The 16018-nt window shown below is 71.1% G+C and carries 15 protein-coding genes; 6 read left to right on the top strand and 9 right to left on the bottom strand.

Going from position 1 to position 16018, the window contains the following annotated elements:
- Positions 1-28: 28 nt before the first annotated feature.
- Positions 29-1234 (bottom strand): fatty acid biosynthesis transcriptional regulator FasR, encoded by a 1206-nt coding sequence (gene fasR, locus ACFYW8_RS22580; RefSeq protein ID WP_365871000.1) that lies wholly within the window; start codon positions 1232-1234, stop codon positions 29-31.
- A 95-nt stretch (positions 1235-1329) separates the two neighbouring features.
- Between fasR and ACFYW8_RS22575 the strand changes: the two genes are divergently transcribed.
- On the top strand, positions 1330-1986 hold the full coding sequence (locus ACFYW8_RS22575; protein WP_389079398.1) for a pirin family protein: 657 nt from the start codon (positions 1330-1332) through the stop codon (positions 1984-1986).
- Positions 1987-2030: 44 nt separating this feature from the next.
- Here the strand turns inward: ACFYW8_RS22575 and ACFYW8_RS22570 are convergent, their stop codons facing one another.
- Positions 2031-2615, bottom strand: coding sequence for a TetR/AcrR family transcriptional regulator (locus ACFYW8_RS22570; RefSeq protein ID WP_389079394.1), 585 nt, complete (start codon positions 2613-2615; stop codon positions 2031-2033).
- 111 nt (positions 2616-2726) lie between these two features.
- Between ACFYW8_RS22570 and ACFYW8_RS22565 the strand changes: the two genes are divergently transcribed.
- Positions 2727-3548 (top strand): NAD(P)H-binding protein, encoded by an 822-nt coding sequence (locus tag ACFYW8_RS22565; RefSeq protein ID WP_389078678.1) that lies wholly within the window; start codon positions 2727-2729, stop codon positions 3546-3548.
- A gap of 38 nt (positions 3549-3586) precedes the next feature.
- On the opposite strand, the gene ACFYW8_RS22560 is transcribed toward ACFYW8_RS22565, so the two are convergent.
- Positions 3587-4408: a serine hydrolase domain-containing protein gene (locus tag ACFYW8_RS22560; protein ID WP_365870998.1), complete on the bottom strand. Its 822-nt coding sequence runs from the start codon at positions 4406-4408 to the stop codon at positions 3587-3589.
- Positions 4409-4427: 19 nt separating this feature from the next.
- Complete coding sequence (locus ACFYW8_RS22555; RefSeq protein WP_389078671.1) at positions 4428-4898, bottom strand: GNAT family N-acetyltransferase; 471 nt, start codon at positions 4896-4898, stop codon at positions 4428-4430.
- Between the two features lie 95 nt (positions 4899-4993).
- On the opposite strand from ACFYW8_RS22555, the gene ACFYW8_RS22550 reads away from it, so the two are divergent.
- Together ACFYW8_RS22550 and ACFYW8_RS22545 are read left to right on the top strand one after the other, a co-directional pair.
- Positions 4994-5476 (top strand): MerR family transcriptional regulator, encoded by a 483-nt coding sequence (locus tag ACFYW8_RS22550; RefSeq protein WP_365870996.1) that lies wholly within the window; start codon positions 4994-4996, stop codon positions 5474-5476.
- Positions 5473-6489: an aldo/keto reductase gene (locus ACFYW8_RS22545; RefSeq protein ID WP_389078664.1), complete on the top strand. Its 1017-nt coding sequence runs from the start codon at positions 5473-5475 to the stop codon at positions 6487-6489. Before ACFYW8_RS22550 ends, ACFYW8_RS22545 begins: the two co-directional genes overlap by 4 nt.
- Positions 6490-6519: 30 nt before the next feature.
- Here the strand turns inward: ACFYW8_RS22545 and ACFYW8_RS22540 are convergent, their stop codons facing one another.
- From ACFYW8_RS22540 to ACFYW8_RS22530, 3 genes are all read right to left on the bottom strand, one after another.
- Positions 6520-7383, bottom strand: coding sequence for a DUF4429 domain-containing protein (locus ACFYW8_RS22540; protein WP_389079389.1), 864 nt, complete (start codon positions 7381-7383; stop codon positions 6520-6522).
- A gap of 66 nt (positions 7384-7449) precedes the next feature.
- Complete coding sequence (locus ACFYW8_RS22535) at positions 7450-8658, bottom strand: alpha/beta hydrolase (RefSeq protein WP_389078658.1); 1209 nt, start codon at positions 8656-8658, stop codon at positions 7450-7452.
- 367 nt (positions 8659-9025) lie between these two features.
- The gene (locus ACFYW8_RS22530; protein ID WP_389078653.1) at positions 9026-9715 is read right to left on the bottom strand and encodes a TetR family transcriptional regulator; all 690 of its coding nucleotides are present in this window, start codon (positions 9713-9715) and stop codon (positions 9026-9028) included.
- 122 nt (positions 9716-9837) lie between these two features.
- Here ACFYW8_RS22530 and ACFYW8_RS22525 point away from each other — a divergent pair, with 122 nt between their 5' ends.
- Together ACFYW8_RS22525 and ACFYW8_RS22520 are read left to right on the top strand one after the other, a co-directional pair.
- Positions 9838-11457, top strand: a complete 1620-nt coding sequence (locus ACFYW8_RS22525) for an MFS transporter (RefSeq protein WP_365870992.1) — start codon at positions 9838-9840, stop codon at positions 11455-11457.
- A 145-nt stretch (positions 11458-11602) separates the two neighbouring features.
- Positions 11603-11902 carry a small hydrophobic protein gene (locus tag ACFYW8_RS22520; protein WP_389078648.1) on the top strand — a complete coding sequence of 100 codons (300 nt, stop codon included), beginning with the start codon at positions 11603-11605 and terminating at the stop codon, positions 11900-11902.
- Between the two features lie 126 nt (positions 11903-12028).
- Here ACFYW8_RS22520 and ACFYW8_RS22515 read toward each other — a convergent pair whose 3' ends face one another.
- Together ACFYW8_RS22515 and aceE are read right to left on the bottom strand one after the other, a co-directional pair.
- Positions 12029-12808, bottom strand: coding sequence for a potassium channel family protein (locus ACFYW8_RS22515; protein WP_389078644.1), 780 nt, complete (start codon positions 12806-12808; stop codon positions 12029-12031).
- Between the two features lie 269 nt (positions 12809-13077).
- Positions 13078-15825 (bottom strand): pyruvate dehydrogenase (acetyl-transferring), homodimeric type, encoded by a 2748-nt coding sequence (aceE, locus tag ACFYW8_RS22510; protein ID WP_389078640.1) that lies wholly within the window; start codon positions 15823-15825, stop codon positions 13078-13080.
- Positions 15826-16018 lie beyond the last annotated feature (193 nt).

The following is a 16018-nucleotide window of genomic DNA, read 5'->3' as shown; positions in this document are numbered from 1 at the left end:
GAGGGAATTGTAGGTCCCCGACAAAAGCCTAGGTCTGGGGATCTCCATCGGCCAGACGCCCCAGAATCAGCGCGATCCGCAGCGTGAACGCGGATCGTACATCCGAGGGCGACCAGCCGGTGACGTCAGTCACACGTCGGAGCCGGTAGCGGACGGTGTTGGGATGGACGAACAGCATCCGGGCAGCGCCTTCGAGGCTGCTCGCCTGCTCCAGATAGACGCTCAGCGTCTCCAGGAGCGCGGAGCCGGCCTCCTCCAGCGGTCTGTAGATCTCCTCCACCAACTGCTCACGGGCGGACGGGTCCGAGGCGATGGCGCGCTCGGGCAGCAGATCGTCCGCGAGCACCGGGCGCGGGGCGTCCTGCCAGGCAAAACACGCCTTCAGCCCGGCCGCCGCGGCCTGCGCGGACCGGGTCGCGGCGAGCAGGTCGGGCACGATGGGCCCGGCGACGACCGATCCGGCGGCGAACGGGCCGATCAGCGACTTGGCGACGGCGAGCGGGTTGTCGCTGCCGCCCGCGATGACGACCAGCCGGTCCCCGAGCACCCCCGTCAGCACCTGGAGCTTGGCGTGCCGGGCGGCCCGCCGGATGGCCTCGACCGTCAGCTCGCTGTCACCGTCGGGTGCCGTGCCCAGCACCACGCAGACATGTTCGGGCGAGTTCCAGCCGAGCGCGGCGGCCCGGGAGACGGCGCCCTCGTCGGCCTCGCCGGAGAGCACGGCGTTCACGACGAGCGATTCGAGCCGGGCGTCCCAGGCACCGCGTGCCTCCGCCGCCTGCGCGTACACCTGGGCGGTGGCGAAGGCGATCTCGCGGGCGTACACCAGGAGCGCCTCGCGCAGCACGGACTCGTCGCCGGGAGCCGCCACCTCGTCGATGGCCGACTCCATGACCTCGATGGTGGTCCGCACCATCTCCACCGTCTGACGCAGGGTGATGGCCCTGGTCAGCTCGCGCGGCGCGGTCCCGAAGACATCGGTGGAGATGGCCTGCGGCGCGTCCGGGTGCCGGAACCACTCGGTGAAGGCGGCGATACCGGCCTGGGCGACCAGCCCGATCCACGAGCGGTTCTCCGGAGGCATGGCCCGGTACCACGGCAGCGTCTCGTCCATCCGCGTGATGGCCTGGGCGGCGAGACTGCCGGCCGACTTCTCCAGCCGCTTGAGGGTCGCGGTGTGCGAGTGGACGTCGTGCGCTTGGCGCTCGGTCTTGCTGGCTTCGGGTTCGGGCACGGGACAAGACTGCCTTATCCGGACGGAGCTGTGCGGCGGCGGGTCGCAAGTAGGAGCGGAGCGGCCGCCGGGCCGGGGCTACGGTGGTGGATGTGATGGACGTCCGCCGCGCCGACGAGCGCTACCGCGGAGGGGACCCGGCGGCCGGGATCTCCTCGCTCCACGCCTTTTCCTTCGGCCCGCACTACGACCCCGACAACCTCCGCTTCGGCGCGGTGATCGCCTGCAACGAGGAGCGGCTCGCCCCCGGCGCCGGCTTCGACGAGCACCCGCACGCTCACACCGAGATCGTCACCTGGGTGGTGGAAGGCGAGCTGACCCATCGCGACTCGGCGGGCCACGAGACGGTGCTCCGCCACGGCGACGTCCAGCGGCTGAGTTCCGCGGGCGGTGTCCGTCACGTCGAGCGCAACGACGGTGAGCTGCCGCTGGTCTTCGTCCAGATGTGGCTGGCCCCGCTGGAACCGGGCGGTGACCCCGTGTACGAGACCGTCCGGGGCATCGCCGACTCCACCCCGTACGCGGTCCCGGAGGCGGGCGCCATGCTCCATGTGCGCCGGCTGACGGCGGGAGAGCGCACGGCCGTCCCGGACGCGCCGTTCGTCTACGTCCATGTCGTGCGCGGCGAGGTCCGGCTGGACGGTGTGGAACTGGGGGAGGGCGACGAGGCCCGGGTCACGGACGCCAAGGACCTGGAGCTGGTCGCGGGTGTCCCCGCCGAGCTGCTGGTGTGGGAGATGGCTGTCGGCTGACACCGGGGGGCCGACCCGTCGGCCCCGACCGGATCAGCCGGTCCCTACACCGTCGTGTCGAGTTCCCGGATCAGCCGGTCTCCCTCCCGGGTCATGATCTCCGGGTCGCGCAGGGCGTTGGAGAGCAGGGACATCCCCTGGTAGGCGCCGACCAGTGTCAGCGCGCGGCCCGCCGGGTCGGCGGCGCCGATCTCCCTGTACTGCCGCTCGACCCAGTCCAGCAACTGGCGGACGACCTGTCCCGCCAGGAGGTCGAGGCCGCCCTCCTCCCGTTTGTCGAGCTCCGCGGCGAGGGTGCCGGTGGGGCAGCCGTAGCGCGCCGCGGTGTCCCGACCGGAGACCCAGGCCGCGATGAGCCCCTTGAGGCGGTTCCGCGGGTCGGGGAGCTGGTCGAGCTCGTCGGTGAGTTCGCGCAGATGGCCCGCGTGTTCGGCGAGAGCGGCCTCGACCAGCTCGTCCTTGGTCTTGAAGTAGTAGTACACGTTGCCCGCCGGGACCTCGGCGGCGCGGGCGATGTCGGCGATCGTCGTGCGTTCGACGCCCTGCTCGTGCAGCACCCGGGCCGCGGCCGCCGTCAGCTGCCGCCGCTTGCCGGCCGCCTTGGCCCGCGGCCGCGTTCCCCGGGACATCTCTGAGTCAGTCACCCGACTGACTATAGACAGCGGCATCCCGACTTGCTAGCGTCCTGTCCATCGGGGTTAGTCAGTCGACTAACTAACTTACGGGTCGAGGAGATCGACATGTACGTGGTGACGGGTGCGACCGGGAACGTCGGACGCGCGCTGGTGCGGACGCTCAGCGGAGCCGGACTGCCGGTGACGGCGGTGGCCCGGAAGATCACCGGGGACGAGGTGCCCGAAGGCGTCCGCGCGGTCGCCGCCGACCTGGCCGAACCGGCCGGGCTCGGACCGGCGTTCGAGGGTGCCGGAGCACTGTTCCTGCTGGTGGCGGGCGAGGATCCGCAGGGTGTCCTGGCGGCGGCGAAGACCGCAGGAATCCGCCGGGTGGTACTGCTGTCCTCACAGGGTGCGGGAACGCGCCCGGAGGCCTACGCCCACCCGGCGCGCTTCGAGAAGGCCGTGCGGGAATCCGGCCTCGGCTGGACGGTCCTGCGGTCGGGCGGGATGGACACCAACGCCTACGCCTGGGCCGAGTCGGTCCGCGCCCGGCGGGAGGCCGCCGCGCCGTTCGGTGACATCGGTCTGCCCTTCGTCGACCCCGACGACGTCGCGGCCGTCGCGGCGGCGGCCCTGCGCGAGGACGCCCACGCCGGGGCCGTCTACACCCTGACCGGTCCCGCGCCGACCACCCCGCGCGAACGGGCCGCCGCGATCGGCGCCGCCCTGGGCGAGCCGGTGCGCTTCACCGAGCAGACCCGCGAGGAGGCGCACGCCCTGATGGCCGGGTTCATGCCGCTGCCCGTCGTCGAGGGCACCCTCGCCATCCTGGGCGAGCCGACCGAGGGGGAGCGGCGGGTCAGTCCCGACGTGGAACGCGTCCTCGGCCGCGCGCCGGGCACCTTCGCGGCCTGGGCGCGGCGCAACGCGGCGGCGTTCCGCTGACGCCGCCGGGGCCGCCGGGCCGCGTCAGGAGTCTTGCGTCAGGAGGCGAGATCGGCCAGCACCGCGTCCGTGAACGGGGTCCACGCCTCGATGGCCCAGGGCCCGAAGGTCCGGTCGGTCAGCGCGACACAGGCGGCGCCCACGGCCGGGTCGACCCACAGGAACGTACCGGCCTGCCCGAAGTGGCCGAAGGTCCGCGGTGAGGACGAACTCCCGGTCCAGTGGGGTGACTTGGAGTCGCGGATCTCGAAGCCGAGCCCCCAGTCGTTGGGGCTCTGATGGCCGTACCCCGGCAGCACGCCCTTGGTCCCGGGGTACTGGACGGTCATCGCCTCCGCGACCGTGCGGGGGTCCAGCAGCCGGGGCGCCTGGAGCTCGGCGGCGAAGCGGACGAGGTCGTCCACCGTCGAGACGCCGTCCTTCGCGGGCGAGCCGTCCAGCGTCGTCGCCGTCATGCCGAGCGGTTCGAGGACCGCCTGGCGCAGATACTCCGCGAAGGGCATGTCGGCCGCCTTGGCGATGTGGTCCCCGAGCACCTCGAACCCGGCGTTGGAGTACAGCCGCCGCTCCCCGGGCGCGAAGGTCGCCCGGTGCTCGTCGAAGGCCAGCCCCGAGGTGTGCGCGAGCAGATGACGGACCGTCGAGCCGGCGGGCCCGGCCGGTTCGTCGAGCTCGATCGCCCCCTCCTCGTACGCGACGAGCGCGGCGTACGCGGCGAGCGGCTTGGTGACCGAGGCCAGCGCGAAACGGTGCCCGCCCGGCCCCTGCGAGCCGGCCACCGTGCCGTCCGCGCGGACGACCGCGGCGGCGGCGGTGGGAACGGGCCAGTTCGAGATCAGCGCCAGACTCTGCAAGGACATGCCCACGAGCCTAAGTCGTTCACAGGCTCAGCCGCATCGAGGGGTCGGGCTTGCGGACGAACCCGAGGGCCGCGTAGAGCGGCTCGGCCTCGGCGGACGCGTTCAGGTCGACGTGGGCGACACCCCGCTCGCGGAACCAGTCGAGGAGCGTCTCCACACAGGCACGGGCGTAACCGCGGCGCCGGGTGTCCGGGTCGGTGGCGACGCTGAAGACGTATCCGACCGTGCCGTGCGGGTTGTCCGCCCGCCCGATCCGGTACTCGACCGTCCCGGTGGCGAGGGCCGCGAGAGCCCCCGGCCGGTCCGGACGGTCGACCACGAAGGCGGCGAAGGATCCTCCGGGATCGGCGAGCTTCCCGCGTACGGTGGGCAGCGACGCCGCGTGCCACTCGGTGGAGGAACCGACGTCGAACACCGAATCGATCATCACCTGGCGCAGGCGCAGTACTTCCCGGGCGTCCTCGGGCGTGGCACGGCGTACGAGACTCATGATCCGCACGGTAACCACCGCCTCCCGGCCACGTCCTCGCAATTTCGGCGGATTCGGCTTGCTTCGAGTGCACTCCAGGGTTTTAGCGTGGGGGCATGACGGTGATGGAGACCACAGCCGAGGCCACGGGGGCCGGTACCGGGGCCGACACCTGCGCCGGCCCTCCCGAGCGGGAGCGGCGTCCGGACGGCCGGGACAACTACACGATCAGCGAGGTCGTCGTCTTCACCGGCCTCAGCGCGCACACCCTGCGCTGGTACGAGCGCATCGGTCTGATGCCGCACATCGACCGCTCGCACACCGGCCAGCGCCGCTACAGCAACCGCGACCTGGACTGGCTGGGTCTCGTCGGCAAGCTCCGGCTCACCGGGATGCCTGTCGCCGACATGGTCCGCTACGCGGAGATGGTCCGCGCGGGCGACCACACCTACCTGGAGCGCTACGAACTCCTGGAGGCGACCCGCCGGGACGTCCAGGCCCGGATCGCGGAGCTGCGGGACACCCTCGCCGTGCTCGACCGGAAGATCAGCTTCTACGGTGACGCGGGGCACGCCCTCGCGTCGGAGAGGTCTCGATGACCGACAGCAGGATCAGGGCGGTACGGCTCGGCGACGAGGGGCCCGAGGTCGGTGTGCAGGGCCTCGGCTGCATGGGCATGACCTGGGCGTACGGACCGCCGGACGCCGACGCCTCCCGGGCCGCCCTGCACCGCGCGCTGGAACTCGGCGTCACGCTCTACGACACCGCCGAGGGCTACGGCGGCGGCGAGAACGAGAGGTTCCTCGCGCCGTTCCTCAAGGCGCACCGGGACGAGATCGTCATCGCGACCAAGTACGGCGTCACGGTCCCGCCGGACAACCCGCGCAAGCGGATCATCCGCAACGACCCGCCGTACATCCGCCAGGCCGTCGAGGGCAGCCTCCAGCGCCTCGGCGTCGATGTGATCGACCTCTATTACATGCACCGACGCGATGTGAACGTGCCGATCGAGGAGAGCGTCGGCGCGATGGCCGACCTCGTCCGCGAGGGCAAGGTCAAGCATCTGGGTCTGAGCGAGGTCACCGCGGGGGAGCTGCGGGCCGCCCAGGCCGTGCATCCCATCGCGGCCGTCCAGTCGGAGTGGTCGTTGTTCAGCCGGGACATCGAGGCGAACGTGGTGCCCGCCGCGCGTGAGCTGGGCGTGGCGCTCGTCCCGTACTCGCCGCTGGGCCGCGGCTTCCTCACCGGCTCCTTCGGCAACGCCGACCAGGACCTCTCGCAGGACGACGTCCGCCGCACCCAGCCCCGCTTCACCGGCGAGAACGCGGCGGCGAACGTGGCGCTCCTCGCCCCGATCCGTACCGTCGCCGAAGCCCGTGGCGTCTCGCTCGGCCAGATCGCGCTGGCCTGGGTCCAGCAGCGGGCGAGTGTCCACGGCCTGACCGTCGTACCGATCCCGGGCACCACCCGGCGCGCGAGGGTGGAGGAGAACACGGCGGCCACCGGCATCGCCCTGACCGAGGACGAGCTGGCCCTTCTGGAGCCGATCGCGGCCGGGGTGGCGGGCGACCGCTACCCCGACATGTCGTTCTCGTCGGCGGGCCGGGAGTGAGCGGGGCCCGGAGCGTCCCGGCCCCCGCCGCTACAGCTGCGCCAGCAGTTCCGCCTTCTTGACGGAGAACTCCTCGTCCGTGAGGAGCCCCGCCCCGTGCAGTTCCCCGAGGTGCCGGATCCGGTCGGCGATGTCGGCCGGATCCCTGCGCGGCACCGGGGCCGCCGCCACCGGCGCGGGACTCGCGGAGCGCGCGGCGGCCAGCACGGCCGCCGCGAACGGCAGCGACTCGTGGACCGGCCCGTACCCGAGCCCGAAGACGACCGCCGCCGGGTCCTGGTCCGCCTGGGCGGGCTGCGCCTGCGCGGGCTCCCGTCGGAGCAGCCGCAGATGGCCCTCGAACACCTCCGGGGACCGCCACTCGACCCCGCACAGTGCGGAGACCGGGAAGGTCTGGTCGCCGGCCTTCCACTTCGCCGAGGACGCGCCCGTCCAGAACCACCGGAAGGACACCGCCTTGCCGTCGAAGGACGCCTTCCCGTCGTAGGCCTTGAAGTGCAGCGGTCCCTCGGGCGGCTTCACGAGATAGCGCTCGGCGGGCTCGTCGTCCGTGGTGATCTGTTCGCGCAGCTCGTCCGCGTAGTACTCGGCGAGCGTCTCGCGCTCGGCCGGCAGCACCAGTCGATAGGGATCGCACCCCTCCTTGAGCTGTCCCGCGGCCGCCTCCATCAGCGGATCGGCGCCGGGCCTCGGCACCGCGTGCAGAACGACCGTGCCTCGCTTCCCGGGCGTCAGCGTCACCGCCGCGATCGCCTCCAGGGGGATCCGGCGTTCGCCCAGTGCCTGGAACAGCTTCGGCGTACGGATCCCCCGTTCGAAGCGGATGAGCACGGAGTCGGACTCGAACTCCCAGGCGGCATGAAATCCGGCCAGTACGTCACCCATGCGGGCCATCGTATGCGGCACGCGAGCCTCCGTCGCCTCTCTGGGCGGACCGCAGTTTTTCGTCCTCTACGCGCGTCAGGCCGACGCGCCGACGGACAAACCCGTCCGGCATACGTCATCATCGTGCGCGCATCGGACGGCGCGGTACGCGCCGATCCCGATCTCCGCGAAGTTGCGGAGACTCTCCGTGCCCGGCTCGAAGTAGCCGGCGTGCCCCTTCGCCCCGTCGGCGGACAGGAGACGTGCCCCGAACCCCTTCGACACCGGGTCGGCCCCGTGCCCGAGGCCGCCGACCTCCATGTGCGGCACGTCCTGGATCCAGTCGTCCGCGTCGCGCATCGCCCATACCCGGGCGGTGGTGTGCAGGTTCGCCGCCTTCGCCGCCCGCATGCCGGGGCTGCCCGCCACCGCTATGTCGGACACCCGGGAGGGCAGCGAGGAAGCGGCCACCCCGCACAGGACCGAGCCGTAGCTGTGGCAGTACAGCGCCACCTCCGTGTTCCCCGGCAGCGCCCGCACCAGCGCGTTCAGCCGAACCGCGCCCCCCTCGGCGCGCATCGCGGTGGCCGAGTCGATGCCGAGCCCGCTGGGCGCGGTGTAGTCGGCCCACGCGATCACCGCCGTACGCGCGCCCGGGTCCGCCGAGCGCTCCGCCCGGTAGAGGGAACCCGCCATGCCGACCGGCGCCGAGTACTGCTTGTACGTGCGCTGGAAGGTGAGCAGGTCGGTGTCGACACCGGGCACCACGACCGAGACGCGGCGCGCCGTGTCGAGGTCGCCGAAGACCTCGGCGACGCGCCCCGAGCCGTTGGGGTCGAAGGCGAGGATCTTGCGGCCGTCGTGCAGCAGCGCTTCGTAGCGGTGCATCCGGCGGCCCGCCTCGTGCTGGCCGAGCGAGGACAGCCGGTTGTCGTGCGTACGCCTCTGCTCGACCTCGCGCTCGTGCTTCAGCGCGAGACGGTTCGCCGCGTAGCGCAGGGTCACCGGTGCGCCGTTCATGTTGCCGACCGCGAGCGGATAGCGATGGGCGAGCCGGGAACGCTGCTGCGTGTCGAGCGTGGTGAAGAAGTGGGCCAGCCGGCCCGGAGCGGAGTCCGGGTCGGGCAGCTTGTGTCCGGCGATGCCGCCGTGCTCCCACGCGGAGCGGGACGCCTGGAGCGGGGAGGCTGTGCGGTGGCTGTGGAGCGCGGTCCAGCCACTGGTGGCCAGCATCACGAACACCACGGCCAGCGCGAGCAGCGCGCGCCAGGCGTTGAGTTGGGGGGGTGTGTCGAAGGAAGTCACTGAGAGGACACCCTAGGAGAAGTGGGCAGCCTCCCGTTAAACGAGTGACTGGTATCACGTTTCTGATGGGGTGATTGGGGCAAACCGGGTTCAGTTTGAGATAAAGAGTGACGCTCTGTGCGCATATCCCTGCGACGCGTGTGCGATATGTGGCGCTCCGTGTGGGCGTGTTGTGATTCCGCGGGCGCGCCGTGAGGGATGTCGCGCGGACGTCATCCGTACAACGAGCGCGAACGGGTGCGAGGTTCCGTATACGGACATGCGCTGGGTTCTTCACGCGGGCGCGCGCCGAGCTCTCGGTGCGTGAACCTCACCGGCTGTCCCGAGGGGGCACCCCGGGGTGACGTCACGAAGCGTCACGCCGCCGTCACCGCGGCGCCGTGCCCCACTTCTCCGCCAACGCGGGCCCCACGTGGTCGAGATAGGACGCGGTCAGCTCACGGATCGCCTCGACGCTGGTGTCCTCGCCGGCGCCCCACAGCCGGCCCGTGACCCGCATCACCCCGCCGAACACCGCGACCGCGATGCGCGGGCGCGGGTCCATGTCCACGTCGAGGCCCTCGCGCTCGGCGATCAGCCGCGCGATCTCCTCCTCGATCTCCTCCGAGCGACGCAGATGGACGGCGAGCAGGGCGGGCGTCGACTCGATCAACTGGTAGGTGCGCATGTGCAGTTCGATCGGCACGACGGCTTCGATCGCCTCGCCGATGGTGTCCCAGCTCTCCAGGACCGCCCGGCGCAGCGCCTCCAACGGGGCTTCGTGGGGCGGTCGTTCGCGCACCGCGGCGATGAAGTGCGACTCGCTGAGTCGCTGCAGGAACAGAGCGGCGTCCTCCTTGCCCGCGAAGTAGCGGAAGAAGGTGCGCTGGGAGACGTCGACGGCCTCGGCGATCTCGTCGACCGTGGTCCGTTCGTACCCCTGGGTGGTGAACAGTTCGAGGGCGGCCCGCAGCAGCGCGTCCCGGGTGCGCTGCTTCTTGCGTTCCCGCAGCCCGGGGCGTGACGCCGTCGGAGGCGCCGCGCCGACCGTCCCCGCCGTGCCGACCGTGTCCGTCATGGTGTCGCGATCTCTCCCTGTCCGAACTGTTCGCCCTGTTCAGCCTATCTGTGAGTGACGTGACAGTTACCGACTTGTGAATCGGTTTGTCAATTGTCAGTGGCTGTCACTAGCCTCGAAAAATGACTAGTCAGACCACCATCGACAAGACGGGCCCGGGCGACAAGACTCCGGTCTCCCCGTTGGACCGGGCTCCGTCCACGGGCCTGCGCGGCCATCAGTGGTTCACCCTCATCACCGTGGCCGTCGGGGTCATGATGGTGGCGCTGGACGGCACCATCGTGGCCATCGCCAACCCGGCCATCGCCAAGGACCTCGGCGCGACCTTCGCCGACGTCCAGTGGATCACCAACGCCTACTTCCTCGCCCTCGCGGTCTCCCTCATCACCGCGGGCAAGCTCGGCGACCGCTTCGGCCACCGGCAGACCTTCCTGATCGGTGTGACCGGCTTCGCCGCCGCGTCCGGCGCGATCGGCCTTTCGCACAGCATCGCGCTCGTGGTCACCTTCCGCGTCTTCCAGGGCCTGTTCGGCGCGCTGCTGATGCCGGCCGCGCTCGGCCTGCTCCGCGCCACCTTCCCGGCCGAGAAGCTGAACATGGCGATCGGCATCTGGGGCATGGTCATCGGTGCCTCCACCGCGGGCGGCCCGATCCTCGGCGGTCTGCTCGTCCAGCACGTCAGCTGGCAGTCGGTGTTCTTCATCAACGTGCCGGTCGGTCTGATCGCCCTCGTGCTGGGCCTGCTGATCCTGCTGGACCACCGCGCCGAGAACGCCCCGCGCTCCTTCGACATCCTTGGCATCGTGCTGCTGTCCGGCGCGATGTTCTGCCTGGTGTGGGCCCTGATCAAGGCCCCGGCCTGGGGCTGGGGCGACACCAAGACCTGGCTCTTCCTGGGGCTGTCGGTCCTGGGCTTCGCGGCGTTCTCCTTCTGGGAGACGCGGGTGAAGGAACCGCTGATCCCGCTCGCCCTCTTCCGCTCCGTCCCGCTCTCGGCGGGTGTGGTGCTGATGATGCTCATGGCCATCGCCTTCATGGGCGGCCTGTTCTTCGTGACGTTCTACCTCCAGAGCGTGCACGGCATGAGCCCGGTCGACGCGGGCCTGCACCTGCTCCCGCTCACCGGCATGATGATCGTCGGCTCCCCGCTCGCGGGTCTGGCCATCACCAAGCTCGGCCCGCGCATCCCGCTCGCGAGCGGCATGGCGGCCACCGCGATCGCCATGTACGGCATGTCGACGCTGGAGGCCGACACCTCCAGCGGTGTGATGTCCGTCTGGTTCGCCCTGCTCGGCTTCGGCCTCGCGCCGGTCATGGTCGGCGCGACCGAGGTCATCGTCGGCAACGCGCCGATGGAGCTCTCCGGCGTCGCCGGGGGTCTCCAGCAGGCCGCCATGCAGGTCGGCGGAAGCCTCGGTACGGCCGTCCTGGGCGCCGTGATGGCCTCCAAGGTCGACAGCGCCCTCCCGGGCAACTGGACCGACGCCAAGCTGCCGCCGCTCACCCCGGCCCAGCTCGACCAGGCCTCCGAGGCGGTCCGGGTCGGCGTCGCGCCGGTCACCAAGGACACCCCGGCCGCGATCGCCGCGCAGATCACCGACGTCGCCCACGAGACCTTCATCTCCGGCATGAGCCTCGCCTGCCTCGTCGCCTCGGGTGTCGCCGTCGTGGCCGTCTTCGTCGCGCTGCTCACCAAGCGCGGCGAGAACGCGGAGGCCGGAGCGGGCGTCGGTCACATCTGACCGCTCGTCGATTCCCCGTCCGGCGGCGCGCTCCTGCGCGCCGCCGGACGGAACGGCGCGTCGGCAGGTCTTGTCCGGGCGTTGCGGGGTACCCGACTCATCGACCCGAACCGACCGAGAGGTCACGGGAGTTCAGGAGACGACGATGGCGGGCTTCGGAAACGGCACGCGCAGGCACCCCCGTTCACGTGGCCGGATGGGACCACGGACCGGGCCGGACAGCGCGACCCTGGGCATCATCGGAGTCGTGTGCGCGGTGGCCGGCTTCTTCACTCTGGGGATCGTCCTCGGCCCGGCCGCGATGGTCTGCGGGTGGCTCGCGATGGGCCGCCGCTGGACCGGCTCGGGGCCGGTGCCGGCGCTGATAGCCCTGGTGCTGGGAGCGATCGACACACTCCTGGCGGTCATCTGGCTGGCCGGCGGAGCGGGCAACGGCCTGCTCTGACGCCGACCCGGTGGCCGGAACCGGCTGTGGGCCCCGTGCCGCTTCGCGCGGCGCGCGGGCCCACAGGTCTGTACGGGGGTTGTTCCACCGTCCCCGGAGCCGCCGGAGCCGCCGGGCCCCCGGGTTCTACGTGGGGGAGTGTTCGTCCGACCCCGTCGCCAGGGGACGGGGCAGGAGCCCCTGGCCGCCGGTCAGGGCGGCGACCTCCGCCCGCAGCGCCCGTACCTCCGCCGCCAGAGCCTCGATCGCCGCGGTCTGCCGCCGCTCCTCCACGTCGTCCTTCTCGAACCGGGAGATGAACCAGGCGGCGATGTTCGCGGTGACCACACCGAGCAGCGCGATCCCGGAGAGCATCAGGCCGACCGCGAGGACGCGGCCCATCCCCGTGGTCGGGGCGTGATCGCCGTACCCCACGGTCGTCATGGTCGTGAACGACCACCACACCGCGTCACCCAGCGTCCTGATGTTCCCGTTCGGCGAGTCCCGCTCCACCGACAGGACGGCGAGCGAGCCGAACATCAGCAGGCCGATGACCGCGCCCCCGACGTACGTCGTCAGCCGGATCTGCGAGGCCATCCGCGCGCGCCGCCCCACCAGCATCAGCGTCGAGACGAGCCGCAGCAGCCGCAGCGGCTGGAGGATCGGCAGGATCACGGCGCACAGGTCGAGCCAGTGGTCGCGGACGAAGGACCGCCGCTGCCGCGCGAGCGCGAGCCGCACGAGGTAGTCGGTGGCGAAGGCGCCCCACACCACCCACTCCACCAGCGTGCAGGTGAACGTCACCGAGCGGCCGGCGTCGTTGTCCACGATCGGCACGGCGTACCCGAGGGCGAACGCCACCGCGAGGACGAGCAGGGGCCGCTGGGTGTGCAGCTCCCAACGGACCTGTGCCGATTCTTCCTTCATGCTCCGCATCGTAGAAAGAAAAGGCGCGAGGGGCGGGGGGCCCCCCCCCCCCCCCCCCCCCGCCGCCCGCCCCCCCCCCCGGCCCCCGCCCCCCCCGCGGCCCCCCCCCCCCCCCGGGGGGGCCCGGGGGGGGGGGGGGGGGCCCCGCCCCCCCGGCCCGGGGCCCTTCGAGTCCTACCGGCCCCCCCGTTTAAAAAAAACGGGGGGGGGGGGGGGGGGCCCCCCGCCCCCCCGCCCCTCGTCCGCCGTACCTGCGGCCAGGACCCGTCCTACGCGTCGCCGCCCGCCGCGCCGGGGTCGGCCGCCGTCACGTCGAGCAGCTGATAGCGGTCGACCGCCTGCTTCAGCACCGACCGGTCGACCTTCCCCTCACGGGCCAGCTCGGTCAGCACGGCGACCACGATCGACTGCGCGTCGATGTGGAAGAAGCGCCGGGCCGCGCCGCGCGTGTCCGCGAAGCCGAAACCGTCCGCGCCGAGGGACTGGTACGTGCCGGGCACCCACCGGGCGATCTGGTCCGGAACCGATCGCATCCAGTCGGAGACGGCCACGAACGGACCCTGGGCGGCGGACAGCTTCCGCGTCACGTACGGGACGCGCTGCTCCTCCTCGGGGTGCAGCAGGTTGTGCCGCTCCACGTCGACGGCCTCGCGCCGCAGCTCGTTCCAGGACGTCGCCGACCAGACGTCGGCCCTGACGTTCCACTCCTCGGCCAGGATCCGCTGCGCCTCAAGGGCCCACGGAACGGCGACACCGGAGGCCATGATCTGCGCGGGGATGGTGCCCGAGGTGCCCTCGCTGAAGCGGTGGAGGCCCTTCAGGATGCCCTCGGCGTCCACGTTCTCCGGCTCGGCCGGGTGCTGGAGCGGCTCGTTGTAGACGGTGAGGTAGTAGAAGACGTCCTCGCCGTGCGGGTGCTCCTCGGACGAGCCGTACATCCGGCGCAGACCGTCCTGGACGATGTGCGCGATCTCGAAGCCGAACGCCGGGTCGTAGGCGACACAGCCCGGGTTCGTCGAGGCGAGCAGCTGCGAGTGGCCGTCCGCGTGCTGGAGGCCCTCACCGGTCAGCGTCGTCCGTCCGGCGGTCGCGCCCAGGACGAAACCGCGCGCCAACTGGTCGGCCATTTGCCAGAACTGGTCACCCGTTCGCTGGAAACCGAACATCGAGTAGAAGACGTAGACGGGGATGAGAGGCTCGCCGTGGGTGGCGTACGCCGAGCCCGCCGCGATCAGCGAGGCGGTGCAGCCCGCCTCCGAGATGCCGTCGTGCAGCATCTGGCCGGTCGGCGACTCCTTGTAGGCGAGCAGCAGTTCGCGGTCCACGGACTCGTACTGCTGGCCGAGCGGGTTGTAGATCTTCGCACTCGGGAAGAACGAGTCCATGCCGAAGGTGCGGTACTCGTCGGGCGCGATCAGCACGAACCGCTTGCCGATCTCCTTGTCCCGCATGAGGTCCTTGAGCAGGCGCACAAAGGCCATGGTCGTGGCGATGGACTGCTGACCCGAGCCCTTCTTCACGCTCGCGTACGTCTTGTCCTCGGGCAGGACCAGCGGCTTCGACCGCACGACGCGCGTCGGGACGTACCCGCCGAGCCCCTTGCGGCGGTCGTGCATGTACTGGATCTCCTCCGAGCTGCGGCCCGGGTGGTAGTACGGCGGCGCGCCGTCCTCCAGCTCCCTGTCGGAGATCGGCAGGTGCAGCCGGTCGCGGAAACCCTTGAGGTCGGCGACCGTCAGCTTCTTCATCTGGTGCGTGGCGTTGCGGCCCTCGAAGTTCGGGCCCAGCGTCCAGCCCTTGACCGTCTGGGCCAGGATCACCGTCGGCTGGCCCTTGTGCTCCTTGGCCGCCGAGAACGCCGCGAAGATCTTCTTGTGGTCGTGACCGCCGCGCCCGAGGTGCAGGATCTGGTCGTCGGTCATGCCCTCGACCATCGCCCGCAGCCGGTGGTCGTCGCCGAAGAAGTGCTGGCGGATGTACGCGCCCGTCTCCGTGGCGTACGTCTGGAACTGGCCGTCCGGCGTGGTGTTCAGCCGGTTGACCAGCACCCCGTCGCGGTCCTGCGCCAGCAGCGGGTCCCAGGTGCGGTCCCAGACCAGCTTGATGACGTTCCAGCCGGCGCCCCGGAACTGCGACTCCAGCTCCTGGATGATCTTGCCGTTGCCGCGCACCGGGCCGTCGAGGCGCTGGAGGTTGCAGTTCACGACGAAGGTCAGGTTGTCCAGGCCCTCGCGCGCGGCGATCGACAGCTGGCCGAGCGACTCCGGCTCGTCCATCTCGCCGTCACCGAGGAACGCCCATACGTGGGACTTGGAGGTGTCCGCGATGCCGCGCGCCTCCATGTAGCGGTTCATCCGCGCCTGGAAGATCGCGCCGAGCGGGCCGAGGCCCATCGACACGGTCGGGAACTCCCAGAATTCCGGCATCAGCCGCGGGTGCGGGTACGAGGACAGCCCGTACGGCGCCTTCGACTTCTCCTGGCGGAACGCGTCGAGCTGCTGCTCGGAGAGCCGGTCGAGGAGGAACGCGCGGGCGTAGATGCCGGGCGAGGCGTGCCCCTGGAAGAAGATCTGGTCGCCGCCGTCGCCCTCGTCCTTGCCGCGGAAGAAGTGGTTGAAGCCGACGTCGTACAGAGAGGCCGAGGAGGCGAAGGTCGCGATGTGGCCGCCCACGCCGATACCGGGGCGCTGCGCCCTGGAGACCATCACGGCGGCGTTCCAGCGGGTCGCGTTGAGGACCTTGCGCTCGATCTCCTCGTTGCCCGGGAAGAACGGCTCGTCCTTGGTCGCGATCGTGTTGACGTAGTCCGTGCTGCGCATCTCGGGCACGGCCACGCGCTTCTCACGGGCCCGCTCGATCAGCCGCAGCATCAGATAGCGGGCCCGCTCACGGCCGCGCTGGTCGACGGCGGCGTCGAGGGAGTCGAGCCACTCCTGAGTCTCCTCAGGGTCGAAGTCCGGGACCTGGCTGGGAAGGCCGCCAATGATGATCGGGTTGCGATCGGATCCGGAAGCCACGCTGTTCCTTCGCTGTCAGAGGGCTGTCTACGGTGGGTTTTCCCTGCATCTGCACCGATCCCCATCGTGTACCTCGGGAACGCGTACGTCATCTCTACTAGGGGGTAACCGAGACGCTCGTGCAGACCGTTGGGACGGCCCCGACCAAAACGTAACGATACGCTCAGGGCGTGACGCGTTCCGCAAAGCCGTT

It is taken from the genome of Streptomyces sp. NPDC002742 (assembly GCF_042888885.1).
Taxonomy (GTDB): Bacteria; Actinomycetota; Actinomycetes; order Streptomycetales; family Streptomycetaceae; genus Streptomyces.
The sequence above is the reverse complement of the archived record's forward strand: the minus strand, read 5'-3'. Positions and strand labels throughout refer to the sequence as shown.

Excerpts from the sequence above, each read along its gene's own strand:
- ACFYW8_RS22545 (WP_389078664.1), top strand. The coding sequence starts at position 5,473 with ATGACCGACAGCAGGATCAGGGCGGTACGGCTCGGCGACGAGGGGCCC.
- ACFYW8_RS22555 (WP_389078671.1), bottom strand. The coding sequence starts at position 4,898 with ATGAGTCTCGTACGCCGTGCCACGCCCGAGGACGCCCGGGAAGTACTG.
- ACFYW8_RS22550 (WP_365870996.1), top strand. The coding sequence starts at position 4,994 with ATGACGGTGATGGAGACCACAGCCGAGGCCACGGGGGCCGGTACCGGG.
- ACFYW8_RS22530 (WP_389078653.1), bottom strand. The coding sequence starts at position 9,715 with ATGACGGACACGGTCGGCACGGCGGGGACGGTCGGCGCGGCGCCTCCG.
- ACFYW8_RS22520 (WP_389078648.1), top strand. The coding sequence starts at position 11,603 with ATGGCGGGCTTCGGAAACGGCACGCGCAGGCACCCCCGTTCACGTGGC.
- ACFYW8_RS22570 (WP_389079394.1), bottom strand. The coding sequence starts at position 2,615 with ATGTCCCGGGGAACGCGGCCGCGGGCCAAGGCGGCCGGCAAGCGGCGG.
- ACFYW8_RS22515 (WP_389078644.1), bottom strand. The coding sequence starts at position 12,808 with ATGAAGGAAGAATCGGCACAGGTCCGTTGGGAGCTGCACACCCAGCGG.
- ACFYW8_RS22540 (WP_389079389.1), bottom strand. The coding sequence starts at position 7,383 with ATGGCCCGCATGGGTGACGTACTGGCCGGATTTCATGCCGCCTGGGAG.
- ACFYW8_RS22560 (WP_365870998.1), bottom strand. The coding sequence starts at position 4,408 with ATGTCCTTGCAGAGTCTGGCGCTGATCTCGAACTGGCCCGTTCCCACC.
- ACFYW8_RS22575 (WP_389079398.1), top strand. The coding sequence starts at position 1,330 with ATGGACGTCCGCCGCGCCGACGAGCGCTACCGCGGAGGGGACCCGGCG.
- ACFYW8_RS22525 (WP_365870992.1), top strand. The coding sequence starts at position 9,838 with ATGACTAGTCAGACCACCATCGACAAGACGGGCCCGGGCGACAAGACT.
- ACFYW8_RS22565 (WP_389078678.1), top strand. The coding sequence starts at position 2,727 with ATGTACGTGGTGACGGGTGCGACCGGGAACGTCGGACGCGCGCTGGTG.